This is a genomic window from Chromobacterium sp. HL1 (genome assembly GCF_057418835.1).
Genome location: NZ_CP162399.1, coordinates 4,156,456 through 4,173,791, shown reverse-complemented (window position 1 = coordinate 4,173,791; position 17,336 = coordinate 4,156,456). Strand labels below are relative to the sequence as shown.

The following is a 17,336-nucleotide window of genomic DNA, read 5'->3' as shown; positions in this document are numbered from 1 at the left end:
ACCGCACGACCACCGCTTTACCGCAAGGCCGTTACCAAAGAGCGGGCTGTACAAGACAGCGCTACGACGATGCCGTGTCGTGGCGGCGCCGCCATCATGGCAGCTTGCCGCGCACCGTGTCCTTGATGGACATCACAGAAAGACCAACCGCTTCTTTCTTAATGGGCAAATCGACAAACGGTAATCACAAGTTTATTGACTCTGGATTTGGCGGACCGGCCTGGCCGGTGTTGCATGCGCTCCGTCTTGGAGGCTGGCTTGGCGTTGCGGACTGTGCCGATTTGGCTGGCCGTGTTTATTGGCCAATGCTCAACGCGTGGAAAACTGGATGGCCGCCGGCATACTGCCATGAAAGCATTCGGAACCCTCCCTGTCGTGTTGACCATTCCACTATAGACGCTGCCGTTCCCAATGCAAGCCGGCGGGCGGCGGCCTCAACTGGCCTTAGGGTCGGCCAGCGGCGCGTCCAGCGCCAGCCGAGCGGGCCGCAGATGTTGTTCGAACTGGCGGCTGGCGGCCTGCCAGGAGTAGCGCTCGGCGACGGCGCGCACATGGCCGCGGTCCAGTTCCAGCGCCTTCAGGCAGGCGGCGCGCAGGTCGGCGTCCAGCACGCCGGCGCCGCTGTCGCCGACCACGTCCAGCGGTCCGGCCACCGGGTAAGCGGCCACCGGCGTGCCGCAGGCCATCGCCTCCAGCAGCACCAGGCCGAAGGTGTCGGTCAGGCTGGGAAACACGAAGACGTCGGCGGCGCGGTAGAAGCGCGCCAGCTCGTGCTGGGGAAAGATGCCGGCGAAGTGGACGTCCTGATAGTGCTGCTTCAGCCGCGCCAGCTGCGGGCCGTCGCCCACCACCCATTTGCTGCCCGGCAACTCCAGCTTGAGAAAGGCCTCGATGTTCTTTTCCACCGCCACCCGGCCGATGTAGACGAAGCGCGGCGGCGCGGTGCCGTCCAGCCGCTCGCGCGGGCCGGGGCTGAACAGTGCGGTGTCCACGCCGCGGCTCCACAGCTTGACGTTGTGAAAGCCGCGGGCGCTCAAATCGTCGGCGATGGACTGGGTGGGCACCATCACGCAATGAGCGGCGTTGTGGAAGCGGCGCATCCAGGCGTAGCTGAGCGCCAGCGGCAGCCGGCAGCGGGCGTGTACGTATTCCGGAAAGCGGGTGTGATAGGCGGTGGAGAAAGCCAGGCCGTGGCGCAGGCAATAGCGGCGCGCAGCCAGGCCCAGCGGCCCCTCGGTGGCGATGTGGATGGCGTCCGGCGCGAAGGCGGCGATGCGGTCGGCCACTTTGCGGTAGGGAAACAGCGACAGGCGGATGTCGGGATAGGTAGGGCAGGGCAGGGTGCGGAAGGCCTGCGGGGTGATCATTTCCACCTGGTGTCCGAAGCCGGCCAGTTCGCGCGCGGTTTCGGTCAGCGAACGGACCACGCCGTTGACCTGGGGCAGCCAGGCGTCGGTGACAATCAGGATGCGCATGTCGTCTCCTTGTGGTCGGCTTGCGCCGTTTGGGCTTGCAAGGCGGCGGCCGGCTGTCCCATTTGGGTCCAGTACAGCACTTCCAGCCGGCCGTCGGCGTGTTCCACCAGCGCGGACAGGCTTTCCACCCAGTCGCCGCTGTTGCCGTAGAGAATGCCGTCGATGTCGCGCACCTCGGCCTTGTGGATGTGGCCGCAGATCACGCCGTCGTAGCCGCGCCGGCGCGCTTCGCCGGCGAGAATGGTTTCGAAATTGCTGATGAAGTTGACCGCGTTTTTGACCTTGTGTTTCAGGTACTGCGACAGCGACCAGTACGGCAGGCCCAGTTTCAGCCGCGCCCAGTTGAAGCCGCGGTTCAGTTCCAGGATCAGGGTGTAGAGGGTGTCGCCGACATAGGCCAGCCATTTGGCGTACTGGATCACGCCGTCGAATTCGTCGCCGTGCAGGATCAGCAGCCGCTTGCCGTCGGCGGTGCGGTGCTCGGCCTCCTGACGGATGGCGATGCCGCCGAAGTCCAGCCCGGCGTACTGGCGCGCCGCCTCGTCGTGGTTGCCGGGCACGTAGATCACCTTGGTGCCCTTGCGCGCCTTGCGCAGCACTTTTTGCACCACGTCGTTGTGGCTCTGCTTCCAGTACCAGGATTTTTTCAGCTGCCAGCCGTCGACGATGTCGCCGACCAGGTATAGGTATTCGGATTCGTGGCAGCGCAGGAAGTCCAACAGGTGGTCGGCGCGGCAGCCGGAGGTGCCGAGGTGGACGTCGGAAATCCAGATCGCGCGCAGTTGTCGGGCGCTGTCGGGGGCGGGGTCTGGCTGCATGGCGGCTCCGTCGGCCTGTGGACTGCTGGCGATGCTGACAGCGGCAGGTGACAGTCGCGTGAGATTTCGGTGACGACGCGATGAAATTTCTTGAGCGGGGCCTTTAAGATTGTCTTAAGCGCGCTCTGTTGCAATCGGGCATTGCGGCGGCGCTTGTGACGGCGGCGAGAGCGCGCTAGGCTGCCGGGATCTTGAACGCCCGGCGACGGGGAGACGGATATGCGGGTTTTGGTGGTGGAGGACGACGCTCAGATCGGCGACGGGTTGAAAATCGGCCTGGAGCAGCTGGGCTTTGTCGCGGACTGGTTTCGCGACGGCAAGCAGGGGCTGGCGGCGCTGAGCGCCGCGCCCTACGACGCGGTGGTGCTGGACCTGGGGCTGCCGGGCATGGACGGCATGGACATCCTGTCCGCCTGGCGGCGCGGCGGCCAGGACGTGCCGGTGCTGGTGTTGACCGCGCGCGACGCGCTGGCGGACCGCGTCGGCGGCCTGGACGCCGGCGCCGACGATTATCTGGTCAAACCGTTCGCGCTGAGCGAGGTGGCGGCGCGGCTGCGCGCGCTGCATAGGCGTCGACACGGCCAGAGCCACCCGGAATGGCGGCACGGCCGCCTCTGTCTGGATCCGGTGGCGCGCGCGGCCACGCTGGACGGCGCGCCGCTGGAGCTGACCGCGCGCGAACTGGCGCTGCTTGAGTTGCTGCTCAGCCACAAGGGGCGGGTGCTGCCGCGCGAACTGATCGAGGACAAGCTCTACGGCTGGGGCCAGGAGCTGGAAAGCAATGCGGTGGAGGTGCATGTGCACCATTTGCGCAAGAAGCTGGGCAGCGCCTTCATCCGCACCCTGCGCGGCGTGGGCTACACCCTGGGAGATCCGGCATGAGGGGACCGCGCAGCCTGCAGGCGCGGCTATTGCTGCTGCTGTTGCTGATCGTGCCGGCCATCTGGCTGGTGGCTTCCGCCACCGCGGCCTGGCTGGCGCACGAGGAGGTGGACGAGCTGTTCGACACCCAGATGGGGCAGTTCGCCCGCCAGCTGTTGCTGGTGGAGGTCAGCGAGAATTCGCTGATCGAGCTGCCCAAGCTCAAGCACCTGCTCAAGCACGCCGACAAGGGGCAGCTGGAAAACGACGATTTCGGCCTGGCGGTCTGGGACCGTCGCGGCAATCTCTTGCTTAGCGACGGCCGCGGCCGTCGCTTCGACTTCGAGCCGGAACGGCGCGGCTTCTACGATTACCGCGGCAAGGACAGCGATCACAACTGGCGGCTGATCTATCTGGCCGCGCCGGACGGTTCGCGGCTGGTGGCGGTGGGACAGAAACAGGGCTTGCGCCACGAGATGGTGTTGAAGGTGGTGTCCGCCCAGCTGCTGCCGTGGCTGGTGGGCCTGCCGGTGATGCTGCTGCTGATCCTGCTGGCGGTGCGCCGCGAGCTGGGGCCGCTCAAGCGCCTGGCCGCCGGCATCGCCCAGCGCGCGCCGGACGACAGCGAGCCGGTGTCGCGGGAGGTGCCGCGGGAGGTGCTGCCGCTGGTGGACGCGCTGAACGCCTTGTTCGCCCGCATCGCGGCCACGCTGGAACACGAGCGCCGCTTCACCGCCGACGCCGCGCACGAGCTGCGCACGCCGCTGGCGGCGCTGAAAGTGCAGGCCGAGGTGCTGGAGCTGCTGCCGGACGAGGGCCGCCGCCGGCACGCCATGCGGCAATTGATGTTGGGCATAGACCGCGCCACGCGCTTGGTGGAGCAGTTGCTGGCCCTGTCGCGCCTGGACCCCTTGAACGCGCCGCGCCAGGGCGAGCCCATCGCCTGGGCGGCCTTGACCGAGCGCGTGCTGGCGGAGATGGCTGCGGAGGCGGCGCTCAAGGGGGTGAGGCTGGAAACCGAATGGCGCTGCGTGCCGGAACGGGTCTTGCCCTTGAACGGAGACGAAACCCTGGTGGGCCTGATGCTGCGCAATCTGCTGGAAAACGCCGTCCGCTACGGCGCCGAGGGCGGCGAGGCGCGGCTGGTGCTGGCCGAGGACTCGGTCAGCGTGCTGGACCGCGGTCCGGGCGTGGCGGCGGAATGGCTGGAACGGATACGCGAGCGCTTCTTCCGGCCGCCGGGCCAGGACGTGGTCGGCAGCGGGCTGGGCTTGTCCATCGTCGAGCGGGTGGCGGAGCTGCACGGCCTGCGGCTGATTCTGGCCAAGCGAGACGGCGGCGGGCTGGAGGCCGGCTTGCGGCGGCGCTGAGAAGCTGTGCAAAGTCCGCTGCGCTTCGTGAGACGTGGCGCGGCGAGCGCAGCATTTGAAACGCTCATGCGGCATTCGTGCGTTCCGCTTTCTCAGCCGTTTTCGTCTTGCAGACGAGGCTTGGAGCAGGCTCTGGGACTGCGGCAATTCGCCGCATGGGAGCAGAGGGGGAATCCGGCTATGCTGGCGACGCTGGCCCTGACGCAGCCAGCGTTCTACATTTGGTTGCGGCCCGCCGGTTTCGGCGGGCTTTCTTTTTGTCTAGCTCGGGCGTTTAGGCGCGCCGAAGCGCATCAGCCAGAACAGCGCGTTGCAGACGCCGCCGGCCATCGCGCCCAGATAGAGGTTCATCAGGTCGTTGTACAGCAGCGGCTCGGCCAGCCGGGCGTAGACGAAGGTGACCACGCTGCCGCTGAAGGCGCCGGGCAGGAAGGCGACCAGGGCCAGCAGCCAGCGCGGCCAGCCTTGCTGCCAGCCGGCGATGGGCCGGGCCAGCAGCATGCGCAGCAGGCAGAGCAGCAGGCCAAAGCCCAGCGCCGGAATCGCGCCCATCAAATAAGCCATCATCGGCACCACGCCGCTGGCCAGCAAGGCCACCAGCGGACCCAGCAGGATGAACAGGGTCAGGCCGCAGGCGAGTATTTTCAGATAGGGCGTTTTCATCCGGCGGTGAAGTTTGGGCGGTGGCAAAAGGCCTCCAGCCTAGCAGACTGGAGGCATGGCGGCGAGAGGCCGCGGAATCAGAACTGTAATTGCACGCGGCCCCACACTGTGCGGCCCGGCTCGTTGACCTGCAGGGTGCGGTCGTAGCCGGCCACCATCGCGCCGCCTTTGCTGACGCTTTCGGCGTAGGCCTTGTTGAACAGGTTGTCGACGCCGAACAAGAGCTTGGCGTGCTTGTTCAGCTTCATGCCGCCGTCCAGCGACACCACGCCGAAGCCCGGGGTCGCGCCGATGTCGGTGCCGACGATATTGCCCTGGCCGGGCGCCACGCGGTCCTGGCGCTGCACGCCGCGCACGGTTAGGCCGGTCGCGTATTTGCCGTTGTCCCATTTCAGCGCCGCCTTGGCGTCCAGCGGCGGGGTCTGGCCCAGCGGACGGTTTTCATCGAGATTGGCGGCCCAGACCCAGGCCAGGCTGCCGGACAGCGTCCATTCCGGCGCGAAGCGCCAGCTGAGGTCGCCTTCGAAGCCGTAGCGGCGCGCGTCGATGTTGCGGGCCTTGCCGCCGATGGCGCCGGCGTCGCCTTCCACCAGAATGAAGTTCTGCACGCGGCTGGCGTAGGCGGACAGCGAGCCTTGTAGCTTGTCGTCGCGGTAGAGCAGGCCGGCGTCCAGTTGGCGGTTGGTTTCGCTGTTCAGGCTGTCGTTCTTGTTGCGCTCCCAGAAGTCAGGCGCGCGTTCGGCTTGGCCCAGGCCGACGTAGCGGGTCCAACTGCCCGCCGTGTGTTCGTAACGCAGGAAGCCGGCGTTGAGCTGGTACTGGGTTTCCTGGCGCGCTTGGGCCGGCTTGCCCATGGCCGCGGCCTTGGCCTCGAACACCGCCTGGGTCTGGTCGCGGCGCAGTCCGGCAATCAGTTTGCCGCCCGCGCCCAGCGGGTGGCTGGCCTCGGCGTAGACGCCGTGATTGTCGAAGCTTTGGTTGGGCGCGCGTGGCTGATCCACGTATTGGCCGACGTTGGGGCCTTTGCCCATGCGGCTGCGGTGGCGGTCGCTCAGCCAGTCGAAACCGGCGCTCACTTCCCAGTCGCCGAAGGCCATGTCGGCGGCCAGGCGGCCGGTGTCGGCGCTGCGGTCGGGATTCATCGCGGAACGGCTGGCCGGCGCGGTTTGCGGGCGGAGGGAGTAGTTGTCCATCACGTGGTCGACATAGCTGTGACCCAGTTGCAGCCGCAGCGCGTCCAGCCAGCCGCTGAGGTTGCGGCGCTCGGCCTTGAAGCTCCAGGCGTCGCGGTCGAACTGGCTGCCGTCCATGCCTCGGTCCGCGTAGGCGGCCTGGCCGCGGCTGCGGTCCAGAGCCAGTTCCAGCGTGGTGTCCCGGTCCGGGGTCAGTCCGGCGATCAGGGTCTGGCTGTCGCGGTCGAAGCTGGAGTGGACCTTGGCGCCGTTGCCGTCCTTGTAGTCGCCGCCGTGATTGCGGCTGGCGATGGCGCGCACATAGCCCAGGCTGGAGCCGAAGGCGGCGTCGGCGTAGGCGTCGTTGCGGTCGGCGTTGCCGCCGGTCAGGCTGCCGTTGAAGCGCACGCCGGCCTCGTCGAAGCGCTTGGTCTTGCGTTCGAAGTTGACGCCGCCGCTGATCAGGCCGGGTCCGAGCTTGACGCTTTGCGGGCCCTTGACCACGTTCACCTCGTCATAGGCGTCCGGATAGAGATAGGCGGTGGGCGGGTCCATGCGGCCGCCGCAGCCGCCGAACACGAAGTTGCCGTCGGCGAGGATGGCCAGGCGGGAGCCGCCCAGGCCGCGCAGCAGCGGGTCGCCGGAGGCGCCGCCTTTGCGGATCACGTTGAAGCCGGGCAGGCCCTTGAGCAGGCCGGCGCCGTCGGCCGACGGCAGCGGCTGGCGCGGCGCGCGCGGGTCCACCGACATTTTCAGCGGCTGCTCCGCCTTGGTGGCGGTGACCAGCACTTCCTCGCCGCGGAATTCCGGCAGTTCCTGAGCAAAGGCGTGGCCGACGGCGAGCGCCAGGGGAATCGGCAGCAAATACGGTTTTTTAGTCATTTTTTAGAAACTAACGTTAACAAATTTAGAGGTGACAATTCTAAGTTGCGAGGTGCGGCGGCCCAATGCGGCAAAGTGTCGCAGCGCCCCTGTTCGGCGCATGGTGATAAAGTGTCGGCCATGATTGCCGGATTCCCCGTTTCCTCCCCCCGCCTGGGCCTGACCGCTGACATCGCGCGCTCGGCGCGGCTGATAGGCTGGCTGCGCTGGCTGATGCTGCTGCTGGGCTCCACCGTGGCCTTGGTCTGTTGGTGGCAGCACGTCTACCTGCCCTGGCCTTTGCTGTCCCAGGCGCTGCTGACGCTGGCCGCGGTCAACGTCTGCCTGCCGTGGTGGCTGCGCCGCGGCGGCGACCCCTTGCTGGCCTTGCGTTTGGGCTTGTCCGCCGATGTGCTGGTGCTGACCGAGCTGCTGGCCTTCACCGGCGGCGCGGCCAATCCGCTGGCTTCGCTGTTTTTGCCGCCGGTGCTGTTCGCCGCGCTGTTGTCGCCGGGCCTGTTCGCCTGGGCGCTGGCGCTGGCCAGCGTCGCCGCCTATGGCCTGCTGTTCGAGTGGCATCTGAGCTGGCCGGTGGACCACGGCAACGCGCTGCACATCTTCTCCATGCATCTGACCGGGATGTGGTTGAGCTTCGCGCTGTCGGCGCTGTTGATCGCCGGCTTCGTGTCCTGGCTGGCGCGGCAGCTGGCCCTGCGCGAGGCGGCGCTGGCGACGGCGCGGGAAACCCAGCTGCGCGACGAGCAATTGCTGGCGGTGGGCATGCAGGCGGCCGGCGCCGCCCACTCGTTGTCCACGCCCTTGAACACCATGACGCTGCTGGTGGACGAGTTGCTGGCCACGCGGCAGCGGGACGCAGAGCTGATGGAAGACTTGCTGCTGATGAAGGCGCAGCTGGCCAACTGCGGCAGCGCGCTGGCGCGCTTGAAGCTGGGTTCGGAGTCCGCGCCGGGGGAGACCGCGCTGTTCGCGGCCTTGGCCGAGCGCCTGGCCGGCTGGCGCTCGCTGCGGCCGGACGTGAGGCTGGACTGGCAGACGCCGCGCGGGCCTGACCCGCTGGTGACGCTGGACCCGGCGTTCTGGCCAGCGTTTTTCAATCTGATCAACAACGCGGCCGAAGCCGGCGGCGGCGAACTGACGGTGGCGGCGCGGCTGGAGCAGGGAGCCTTGCTGCTGGACATCGTCAACCATCAGGGCTGTTTGACCGAGCAGCAGCTGGAGCGCGCCGGCCTGACCCCGCTGCCGTCCGACAAGCCGGTGGGCATGGGCCTGGGCGTGATGCTGAGCCATGCGACGCTGGCGCGGCTGGGCGGTTCGCTGCGTTTGCTGAACCGGCCGGAGGGCGGCGTGCACGCGCAGGTGCGCCTGCCCTTGCTGGCGGACGATAAGGAAGGAGCCTGATGCTGGATTTTCTCTTGGTGGACGATGACGAGGCCTTCGTCGCCATTCTGGCGCGCTCCCTGAGCCGGCGCGGTTTTGAAGTGGCGGCGGCCCAAACCGCCGCGCAGGCCTTGGAATTGGCCGGCGACGCGCCGGCGCGCATCGTGCTGGATTTGAACCTGGACGGCGACAGCGGGCTGCGTCTGCTGCCGGCTTTGCTCGCCGCCTGCCCGCGCAGCGCCATTTTGATTCTGACCGGCTACGCCAGCATCGCCACCGCGGTGGAGGCCACCAAGCTGGGCGCGGTGCAGTATCTGGCCAAGCCGGCGACGGTGGACGAAATCCTGGCCGCCTTCGAACAGCAGCAGGCCAATCCCGAGCTGCCGCTGACGCCGCAGCCGATGTCGCTGCGGCGGGTGACCTGGGAGCATCTGCAACGGGTGCTCAGCGAAAACGACGGCAACATCTCCGCCACCGCCCGCGCCTTGAACATGCACCGGCGCACTTTGCAGCGGATGCTGGCGAAGAAGCCGGTGAAGAGTTGAAGCCAGGCCTGTTGCATTGCTACTGCGCGGCTGCCCGCCGCCAATGGGCTGGATGCGGATTGTAGCGGTCTTTGTTCTTCAATTACCGGATCATGACGAGGGTATAAATCCGGCTTGGCCGCGCCATCAGAAAAATTGATTGGAGCGTCCACTCTAGCCGCCGTATGGTGAATGTCCATAACCATGCCAATGGAGGGGACTACCATGCTTCGCGGACAGATGATGGACCGGCCTTTGCTGATTTCCGACTTGCTGCGCCACGCCGAAACCTACCATGGCGACACGCCCATCGTGTCGCGCACCGTGGAGGGGCCCATCCATCGCTACACCTACCGCGAGGCGGCGCGGCGCGCGCGCCAACTGGCCAATGCGCTGGCGGCGCTGGGCGTGCGCCAGGGCGATTGCGTCGGCACCCTGGCCTGGAACGGCTACCGCCATTACGAGACTTACTTCGCCGTGTCCGGCTACGGCGCGGTGTGCCACACGGTGAACCCGCGGCTGTTCGCCGAACAGATCGCCTGGATCGTCCAGCACGCGGAAGACCGGGTGCTGATGTTCGACCTGAGCTTCCTGCCGCTGGTGGAGCAGATCGCGCCGCAACTGGACACGGTGGAAGCCTTCGTGCTGATGACGGACAAGGCGCATATGCCGGCGCAGACGCCGCTGTCCAATCTCTTGTGCTACGAAGACCTGGTCAACAGCCACAGCGACCAGTACCAGTGGCCGTTGCTGGACGAAAACGCCGCGTCCAGCCTGTGTTATACCTCCGGCACCACCGGCAACCCCAAGGGCGTGCTGTTCTCGCATCGCTCCACCGTGCTGCACGCCTACGGCAGCGCCTTGCCGGACAGTTTCGACATCTCGGCCCGCGCCTGCGTGATGCCGGTGGTGCCGATGTTCCACGTCAATGCCTGGGGTCTGCCCTACAGTTGCACCATGAACGGCAGCAAGCTGGTGCTGCCCGGACCCAAGCTGGACGGCGTCAATCTGTACGAGCTGATCGAGAGCGAGCAGGTGACCGTCACCGCCGGGGTGCCGACGGTGTGGATGATGCTGTTGCAGCATTGCCAGAAGAACCATCTGAAGCTGCATTCCCTGAAGCGGGTGATCGCCGGCGGATCGGCGGTGCCGGAAAGCATGATCGAACAACTGGCCGAGCACGGCGTGGAAATGCGCCAGCTCTGGGGCATGACCGAGCTGTCGCCCTGCGGCACCACCGGCACGCCCAAGCTCAAGCACGAGGGCCTGGAGCCGTCCCGGCTGCACGCGCTGCTGTCCAAGCAGGGGCGGCCGATCTACGGCGTCGAACTCCGCATCGTGGACGACGCCGGCAAGCCGCTGCCGCACGACGGCGTGGCCTTCGGCAACTTGCAGGTGCGCGGCCTGTGGGTGTTGTCGCAATACTTCCGCCGCGAACTGGACGCCAGCCACAGCGCCGACGGCTGGTTCAACACCGGCGACGTGGTGACCATAGACGCCGACGGCTTCATGCGCATCACCGACCGCACCAAGGACGTGATCAAGTCCGGCGGCGAGTGGATCAGCTCCATCGAGCTGGAAAACATCCTGGTGGGCCACCCGGCGGTGGCGGAGGCGGCGGCCATCGGCATTCCGCATCCCAAGTGGGACGAGCGGCCGCTGATGGTGGTGGTGCTCAAGCCCGGCGCCAGCGCCACGGCGGAAGAGCTGCTGGGCTTTTACGAAGGCAAGATCGCCAAATGGTGGACGCCGGACGATGTGGCCTTCGTCGAGGAGCTGCCGCACACCGCCACCGGCAAATTGCAGAAGGTGCGGCTGCGCGAGCAGTTCCGCGATTTTCGCTGGCGTTCCTGACGTCGGTCGCGGAATGGACTGGACTGAATAGAGTAATTACGCTACAGTGGCGGCTGCACTGAAAACCGTATGGTTTTGAGGTGTTAGCCCCTCGAAATGTCGGCCGGTCCGCCGGACGACGTTTCTTCCTCGTGTTGGCCCCTGCCGTTGTCAAACCGCAGGGGGTTTTTTTTGCCCGCCGTCCGGCGCGCGTCTTCCCTTGCTCCTGTGTTTGATCAAACAAAATCATAATCTGTCACAACTGTACCCATATTTGATATTTAAAACGGGTTACATCCGTTAAACTGGCCGAAGATAAACCAACAATAACAATTGGCTGCCAACGGTAAGGGGAGTGTCGCGCGGCAAGGCGGGGCATCAAAACCATGGTTGTCAATCACGCGAGAAAAAGGACTGTTATGAAATCGCTCCGTAGCCGGCTGATCGCCCTGAACGCGCTATTGATGGCGCTGTTTGGTTTGGTGCTGGTGGTCATCGTCTTCGTGCAGATGCGCACGGAAATATTGCAGGGTCTGGACCAGGAGTTCGAGGCCAGCCTGATGGGACAAAGCGCGGTGGTGACCACCTGGCTGGGCGAGAAGAAACAGCAGATTGTCGCGCAGAGCACGATGGCGTCCGAGCCCGACGCCCTCCGCTTCCTCAAGACCGGCGCCAAGGCCGGCGGTTTCAACGTCAACTACGCCGGCTACGCCGACGGCCGCTCGCTGTTTTCCGATGATTGGACGGCGCCGGCCGACTACAAGGTGGCCGACCGCGATTGGTACAAGCGCGCCAAGGACAGCGGCCAGGCGGTGGTGACCGACCCCTATCTGGACGAAGCCACCAAGAAACTGACGGTGACCATTTCCGCGCCCTTCAACCACAACGGCGCTTTCGCCGGCGTGGTGGGCGGCGACGTGATGGTGGACACGCTGGTGAAATCGGTGCTGGGCCTGAAAGTGCGCGGCAACGGCTACGCCTTCATCATGGACAAGAAGGGCACGGTGATCGCCCATCCGCAAACCGATCTGGCGCTGAAGCCCATCACCAGCGTGGCGCCGGAACTGACGCCGGAACGGCTGGCGGATATCGTCAGCCACGACCAGGCGTCGGAAGTGCAGATCGGCGGCCAGGCCATGCTGTTGTCGGCGCAGGAAATCCCCGGCACCAACTGGGTGATGGCCTTGGCGGCGGACCGCGCCACCGTGCTGGCGCCGCTGACCACGCTGCTGTACACCATCGCCGGCCTGACCGCGCTGGTGTTCGTGCTGATGATCCCGCTGGCGAGTCTGGTGATAGGCCGCATGCTGGCCGGCCTGGTGCGGCTGAAGAACGCGATGGAGGACATTTCCCACGGCGAGGGCGATCTGACCTTGCGGCTGAAGGACGACGGCCAGGATGAAATCGCCGCCACCGCGCGCGCCTTCAACACCTTCGTCGCCCAATTGGCCCAGCTGTTCCGCGGCCTGAAGCAGGACGCCGCCGGCGTGGTCAACGGGGTGCAGGACGCCAGCCAGCTGGTGGCCGGCGTGGCGGACAGCTCGCGCCATATTTCCGATGTGTCCTCGTCCAACGCGGCCACGCTGGAGCAGATCACGGTGTCCATCTCCCACATCGCCGACAGCGCGCGGCAGGCCGACGAGCTGACCAGCCTGACCGGCGCCAGCCTGGAGGCCAGCGCCAGCAATATGCAAAGGCTGTCCAGCGGCATGGAGGGCACGGTGCAGTCGGTGCGCGGCCTGGAAACCATGTTGTCCTCGCTGGACAAGCGCTCTCAGGAAATTTCCGGCATCACCAATGTGATCCGCGACATCGCCGACCAGACCAATCTGCTGGCCTTGAACGCGGCGATCGAGGCCGCGCGCGCCGGCGAACAGGGCCGCGGTTTCGCGGTGGTGGCGGACGAGGTGCGCAAGCTGGCCGAGCGCACCGCCCAGGCCACGCTGGAAATCTCCAATATGGTCAGCGCCATCCGCGACGAAACCGGCCGCGCGGTCAACGACGTCAACCAGACCGTGGCCGCGGTGGACGAGGGCGTGGAACTGACCCGCGAAGCGGTGGCCAAGATCGAGGAAATCCGCGCGTCCATGTTGGACGTGGTGGCCAAGATGAACGAGATTTCGGATTCCACCAGCGAGCAGCACAAGGCGACCACCTTGATTGCGCAAAGCTCGGAGGCGATCAACGGCCATGTGCTGGAAAACGACGACGCCTTGCAGAACGTCAGCAGCACGCTGACCGGCTTGTCGCTCAATGCCGGCAAGATGAACGCCGAGTTCGACAAATTCCGTTTGTAAAACGGCGAGAGCGAGAACACACGGCCGGGGAGCTTGCTCCCCGGCCGTTTTCATAGGCGGCGGCTCAGCCGGCCCCAGCATCCAGCCGGCAGGCAGCGTTCTTGCCGCCCACCCTGTGAAAAGGCCGCCGCGCGTGGAGGAAATTCAGGCGGAGCACGGCAAAGGGCGTTTTCATCAAGGAGAGATGCTGGTTACTATGCGGGAGACGATATTCCGCTGATTTCAAAAAGCGCTTAATCGGAACGGGGCCGGGGCGCTTGCGTTCCGGGCGCTGAAAACTTATGACCGAACCGACTTCCCACGCCTTGCGCGCCGGCGCCTTATTGGCCGCCGGCGATCTGAACGGCGCCTTGCTGGCCGCGCAAAGCGGCTTGCAGGCCCAGGCCGACAATGCCGAATTGTGGAACCTGCTGGGCGTATGCGCGGCGCGGCTGGAGCAACTGGCCATGGCCGAGCAGTGCTGGCGTCAGGCGCTGCAATGCGATCCGCGGACGCCGGACGCCCATTACAATCTGGGCCGCTGCCTGATGGCGCAAGGCCAGTTGGCGCAGGCGGAGGCGCATTACCGCGCGGAACTGGCGCAGCGTCCGGAGCACGCCGCCTGCCAAGGCAATCTGGGCGTCTTGCTGGAGGAGGCGGGACGGCTAGAGGAAGCCGAAGCCCAGTATCGGCTGTCCCTGCGGCTGCGGCCGCAGTCCGCCGTTCATTGCTTCAATCTGGGCCGTTTATTGTATCGGCTGCGGCCGGAGGAGGCCGAGGACTGCTTGCGCCGGGCGCTGGCCTGCGCGCCGGACGACGTGGACGCGCTCAATCTGCTGGGACAAAGGCTGGCGGAGCGAGGGGAGCGGGCCGAGGCGGAAACGCTGTTGCGCCGGGCGCTGGCGCTGGAGGCGAGCCATGCCGGCGCGCTGAGCAATCTGGGTTTGTTGTTGCAGGCGCAGCGGCGTTGGGCCGAGGCCGAGGCCTGCCTGAGCGCGGCGGCGGAGCGCGCGCCGGAACAGGCGCAGGTGCTGGGCAATCTGGCCCTGTGTTTGTGGCGGCAGGGGCGCAGCGAGGAGGCGGAGCCGCTGGCGCGCCGCGCCTTGGCGCTGGAGCCGTCGGACGCGGACGCTCATCAGCAATTGGCGCTGGCTCTGGCGCAGCAAGGCGGCTGGGAAGAGGCCGAAACTACGCTGCGCGCGGGGCTGGACGCTCAGCCGCTGCACGCCGGGCTGCGTCGCAATCTGGGCTATTTGCTGCTGACCCAGGGGCGTTGGGGCGAGGGCTGGCCCTTGCACGAGGCGCGGCTGGAAACCGCGCCGTCGCCGGCCTTGAGCTCACCGCGCTGGCGCGGCGAGGCCTTGGCTGGCCGCCGTCTGCTGCTGTGGTTCGAGCAGGGTTACGGCGACGCCTTGCAGACGGCGCGTTACCTGCCGCTGCTGCTGGGGCGCGGGCCGGCGCGCGTGATCGTCGCCTGCCGGCCTGTCCTGCTGCCCTTGCTGCAAGCGCAGGGCTGGCCGGTGGAGTGGCTGCCGATAAGCGATCTCGCCGGTCCGTGGCCGGCACACGATTGCCATGTGTTTTCCATGAGTTTGCCCGGCCTCTTGCAGCCGGAGCCCGCGCCAGCGCCGGCCTATCTGCGCGCCGACGACGCCGGCCGCGCCGCCTGGCGCGCGCGCTTGCCGGCCGGCGGCCGCAAGCTGGGCCTGGTGTGGCGCGGCCGTCCGGAGCACGAGTTCGACCATTGCCGCTCCTTGCCGGGCCCGGAGGCGTTGCTTCCCCTGCTGGCCTTGCCCGGCGTTCAGTGGCTGGCCTTGCAGCCTGAGCTGAACCAGGCCGAGCGCGATTGGCTGCGCGCGCGCGGCGTGCCGGCCCTGGGCGATGAGTTGGCGGACTTCGCCGCCAGCGCCGCCTTGCTGGCGGAGCTGGACGGACTGGTGACGGTGGACACCGCCTTCGGCCATCTGGCCGGCGCTTTGGGGCTGCCTTGCGCCTTGCTGCTGTCGGCGCGGCACGCCGACTGGCGCTGGGGGCTGGAGAGCGAAACCACGCCCTGGTATCCGCACCATCGTCTGTTCCGCCAAAGCGAGGCTGGGGACTGGACGGCGCCGCTGGCGCGCTTGGCGAGCGCCTTGTCGGGCGATCCGGATCTTAAGGGCTGAGCGGGGCGGGGCAATCCATCACAGCCACTTGCCCGGATTCATCAGCCGCTCCGGGTCCAGCGCGGCCTTGAGCGCGCGCATCAGCTCCAGCGCCAGCGGGTCCTTGTAGCGCTCCAGCCACTGGGGCTTGAGCTGGCCTATGCCGTGTTCGGCCGCCAGCGTGCCGCCCAGGCGGTAGACGTGGTCGTAGACGATGGCGTTGACCGCCGCCTCGTCGTCGAACAGATCGACGTTGCCGGGCCGGGTATAGCTGATGTTGTAGTGCAGATTGCCGTCGCCGGCGTGGCCGAAGGCGACGATGCGCACGCCGGGATAAGCGCGGCGCAGCGCGGCGCCGCAGTCGCGCACCAATTGCGGCAGCGCCGAGGTGGGCACGGCGATGTCGTGCTTGATGCTGGGGCCGTCCTGTTTCTGGATTTCCGAAATCTCCTCGCGCAGCAGCCACAGCTTGCGGCGCTCGGCCTCGCTTTGCGCCACCACGCCGTCGCGCGGGCTTTGCCCGGCCAGCCAGTCCAGCAGCGCCTCGTTCAGCGCGGCGTCGTCGCCGCCGTCGGACAGCTCGATCAAGAGCAGCCACGGCGCGGTGAACGGCAATTGGCCGGGGCGGTGGCGTTCGATTGCCTGTTGGCAGTCGGCCTCGATCACCTCGAAGGCGGTGAGGCGGTCGTCGAAGCGTTGGCGCAGGCCGTTGAGCCAGACGATGGCGGTTTCGATGTCGTTCACGCCGATCAGCGCGGTGGCGCGGGCGCTGGGCAGCGGAAACAGCTTCAGCGTGGCGGCGGTGATCAGGCCCAGCTGTCCCTCGGCGCCGATGAACCATTGCTTGAGGTCCAGGCCGGTGGTGTCCTTGCGCAGGCCGGCCAGCGCGTCCAGCACCCGGCCGTCCGGCAGCACCACTTCCAGGCCCAGCGTCAGTTCGCGCATGGTGCCGTAGCGCAGCACCGCGACGCCGCCGGCGTTGGTGGACAGATTGCCGCCGATCTGACAGCTGCCTTCCGAGGCCAGCGACAGCGGAAACAGCCGTCCGGCCTGTTCCGCCGCCAGCTGCACCTCGCGCAGCGTGGCGCCGGCCTCCACGGTGACGGCGTTGTTGTCCGCGTCCAGTTTGCGCACGGCGCGCAGCCGCCGCATCGCCACCACCAGTTGGCGGCCGCTGGCGTCCGGCGTGGCCGCGCCGCAGGTGGAGGTGTTGCCGCCCTGCGGCACGATGGCCACCTGATGGCGGCGGCAGAGCTTGACCAGCTCGGCCGCCTCGGCGGTGCTGCCGGGCAAGGCCACCGCCAGCGGGCGGCCCTGGTAGCGGCGGCGCCAGTCCAGCGTGTAGGGCGCGGTGTCGGCGGCTTCGGTCAGCAGATGGGCGGGGCCGATCAGGGACGCGGCGGCTTGGAGAAAATCGTGCATGTCAGAAAGGGCCTCCGGCCGCGCGCAGCAGATCGGGCAGGCCGTCGTGATCGCCCTGCGGGCGCTCGGGCGCGTCGCTCCAGTGCTGCGGGCCGATGGCGGCGTTGCGCGCCGGGTGCAGCGGGTAGTGCACCTGATTGTCGTCGCGGTTGACGTCGCCGACGCAGAGCAGGCGCACCGGCTTATCGCTATTGTTGATGAAGGTGTGGGCGAGGCCGGTGCCGGCCTTGAAGCCGACCGAGTCGCCGGGCCGCAACCGGTGCAGCGCGCCGTCCAGCCAGACGTCGGGCTCGCCCTCCAGCACGTGGACGAATTCGTCCTCGGTTTTTTCCGCGTGCGGCCAGCTGGTGCGCTGGCCCGGCTCCAGCAGTTCGTGATGGATGCCGAGGCGGGCGAAGCCGTAATGCTTGCCCAGCGCCGCGCCGCGCGCCAGCGGCTCCCGGCTGTCGGGATAGCTTTGCGAGCGGGCTTCGATCAGCTCGCTCCAGTGTCGGATGCAATCGGGACGGGACGACATGGCGG

At 67.3% G+C, this 17,336-nt stretch carries 13 protein-coding genes; 7 read left to right on the top strand and 6 right to left on the bottom strand.

The genetic code is table 11. The annotated features are described in order from the left end of the window. Positions 1-434: 434 nt before the first annotated feature. Both AB1Z25_RS19000 and AB1Z25_RS18995 read right to left on the bottom strand, forming a co-directional pair. Positions 435-1,475 (bottom strand): glycosyltransferase family 4 protein, encoded by a 1,041-nt coding sequence (locus AB1Z25_RS19000; protein ID WP_107800670.1) that lies wholly within the window; start codon positions 1,473-1,475, stop codon positions 435-437. Further along, on the bottom strand, positions 1,463-2,293 hold the full coding sequence (locus AB1Z25_RS18995) for a UDP-2,3-diacylglucosamine diphosphatase (RefSeq protein WP_107800669.1): 831 nt from the start codon (positions 2,291-2,293) through the stop codon (positions 1,463-1,465). The genes AB1Z25_RS19000 and AB1Z25_RS18995 overlap by 13 nt, the downstream gene beginning before the upstream one ends. A gap of 219 nt (positions 2,294-2,512) precedes the next feature. On the opposite strand from AB1Z25_RS18995, the gene AB1Z25_RS18990 reads away from it, so the two are divergent. Both AB1Z25_RS18990 and AB1Z25_RS18985 read left to right on the top strand, forming a co-directional pair. Continuing rightward, complete coding sequence (locus tag AB1Z25_RS18990) at positions 2,513-3,175, top strand: response regulator (protein WP_107800668.1); 663 nt, start codon at positions 2,513-2,515, stop codon at positions 3,173-3,175. Then, entirely contained in the window at positions 3,172-4,524 is a 1,353-nt protein-coding gene (locus AB1Z25_RS18985) for an ATP-binding protein (protein WP_227105077.1), read from the top strand. The genes AB1Z25_RS18990 and AB1Z25_RS18985 overlap by 4 nt, the downstream gene beginning before the upstream one ends. Positions 4,525-4,785: 261 nt before the next feature. Here AB1Z25_RS18985 and AB1Z25_RS18980 read toward each other — a convergent pair whose 3' ends face one another. After that, positions 4,786-5,187 (bottom strand): hypothetical protein, encoded by a 402-nt coding sequence (locus AB1Z25_RS18980; protein WP_107800666.1) that lies wholly within the window; start codon positions 5,185-5,187, stop codon positions 4,786-4,788. Positions 5,188-5,264: 77 nt separating this feature from the next. Next, the gene (locus AB1Z25_RS18975) at positions 5,265-7,241 is read right to left on the bottom strand and encodes a TonB-dependent copper receptor (protein WP_486635912.1); all 1,977 of its coding nucleotides are present in this window, start codon (positions 7,239-7,241) and stop codon (positions 5,265-5,267) included. Positions 7,242-7,361: 120 nt separating this feature from the next. Here AB1Z25_RS18975 and AB1Z25_RS18970 point away from each other — a divergent pair, with 120 nt between their 5' ends. From AB1Z25_RS18970 to AB1Z25_RS18950, 5 genes are all read left to right on the top strand, one after another. Then, complete coding sequence (locus AB1Z25_RS18970; protein ID WP_107800664.1) at positions 7,362-8,639, top strand: ATP-binding protein; 1,278 nt, start codon at positions 7,362-7,364, stop codon at positions 8,637-8,639. After that, the gene (locus AB1Z25_RS18965) at positions 8,639-9,163 is read left to right on the top strand and encodes a response regulator transcription factor (protein ID WP_107800663.1); all 525 of its coding nucleotides are present in this window, start codon (positions 8,639-8,641) and stop codon (positions 9,161-9,163) included. The genes AB1Z25_RS18970 and AB1Z25_RS18965 overlap by 1 nt, the downstream gene beginning before the upstream one ends. Positions 9,164-9,367: 204 nt before the next feature. Beyond that, on the top strand, positions 9,368-10,996 hold the full coding sequence (locus AB1Z25_RS18960) for a 3-(methylthio)propionyl-CoA ligase (protein ID WP_107800662.1): 1,629 nt from the start codon (positions 9,368-9,370) through the stop codon (positions 10,994-10,996). A gap of 398 nt (positions 10,997-11,394) precedes the next feature. Next, on the top strand, positions 11,395-13,272 hold the full coding sequence (locus tag AB1Z25_RS18955) for a methyl-accepting chemotaxis protein (protein WP_107800661.1): 1,878 nt from the start codon (positions 11,395-11,397) through the stop codon (positions 13,270-13,272). A 281-nt stretch (positions 13,273-13,553) separates the two neighbouring features. Beyond that, complete coding sequence (locus AB1Z25_RS18950) at positions 13,554-15,413, top strand: tetratricopeptide repeat protein (protein ID WP_486635911.1); 1,860 nt, start codon at positions 13,554-13,556, stop codon at positions 15,411-15,413. A gap of 18 nt (positions 15,414-15,431) precedes the next feature. Here AB1Z25_RS18950 and AB1Z25_RS18945 read toward each other — a convergent pair whose 3' ends face one another. Further along, the gene (locus AB1Z25_RS18945; protein ID WP_253313680.1) at positions 15,432-16,814 is read right to left on the bottom strand and encodes an FAD-binding oxidoreductase; all 1,383 of its coding nucleotides are present in this window, start codon (positions 16,812-16,814) and stop codon (positions 15,432-15,434) included. A gap of 1 nt (position 16,815) precedes the next feature. Then, positions 16,816-17,331, bottom strand: a complete 516-nt coding sequence (locus AB1Z25_RS18940; protein WP_107800656.1) for a cupin domain-containing protein — start codon at positions 17,329-17,331, stop codon at positions 16,816-16,818. Positions 17,332-17,336 lie beyond the last annotated feature (5 nt).

Coding starts and splice junctions, on each gene's coding strand:
- AB1Z25_RS19000 (WP_107800670.1), bottom strand. CDS start 1,475: ATGCGCATCCTGATTGTCACCGACGCCTGGCTGCCCCAGGTCAACGGC.
- AB1Z25_RS18995 (WP_107800669.1), bottom strand. CDS start 2,293: ATGCAGCCAGACCCCGCCCCCGACAGCGCCCGACAACTGCGCGCGATC.
- AB1Z25_RS18990 (WP_107800668.1), top strand. CDS start 2,513: ATGCGGGTTTTGGTGGTGGAGGACGACGCTCAGATCGGCGACGGGTTG.
- AB1Z25_RS18985 (WP_227105077.1), top strand. CDS start 3,172: ATGAGGGGACCGCGCAGCCTGCAGGCGCGGCTATTGCTGCTGCTGTTG.
- AB1Z25_RS18980 (WP_107800666.1), bottom strand. CDS start 5,187: ATGAAAACGCCCTATCTGAAAATACTCGCCTGCGGCCTGACCCTGTTC.
- AB1Z25_RS18975 (WP_486635912.1), bottom strand. CDS start 7,241: ATGACTAAAAAACCGTATTTGCTGCCGATTCCCCTGGCGCTCGCCGTC.
- AB1Z25_RS18970 (WP_107800664.1), top strand. CDS start 7,362: ATGATTGCCGGATTCCCCGTTTCCTCCCCCCGCCTGGGCCTGACCGCT.
- AB1Z25_RS18965 (WP_107800663.1), top strand. CDS start 8,639: ATGCTGGATTTTCTCTTGGTGGACGATGACGAGGCCTTCGTCGCCATT.
- AB1Z25_RS18960 (WP_107800662.1), top strand. CDS start 9,368: ATGCTTCGCGGACAGATGATGGACCGGCCTTTGCTGATTTCCGACTTG.
- AB1Z25_RS18955 (WP_107800661.1), top strand. CDS start 11,395: ATGAAATCGCTCCGTAGCCGGCTGATCGCCCTGAACGCGCTATTGATG.
- AB1Z25_RS18950 (WP_486635911.1), top strand. CDS start 13,554: ATGACCGAACCGACTTCCCACGCCTTGCGCGCCGGCGCCTTATTGGCC.
- AB1Z25_RS18945 (WP_253313680.1), bottom strand. CDS start 16,814: ATGCACGATTTTCTCCAAGCCGCCGCGTCCCTGATCGGCCCCGCCCAT.
- AB1Z25_RS18940 (WP_107800656.1), bottom strand. CDS start 17,331: ATGTCGTCCCGTCCCGATTGCATCCGACACTGGAGCGAGCTGATCGAA.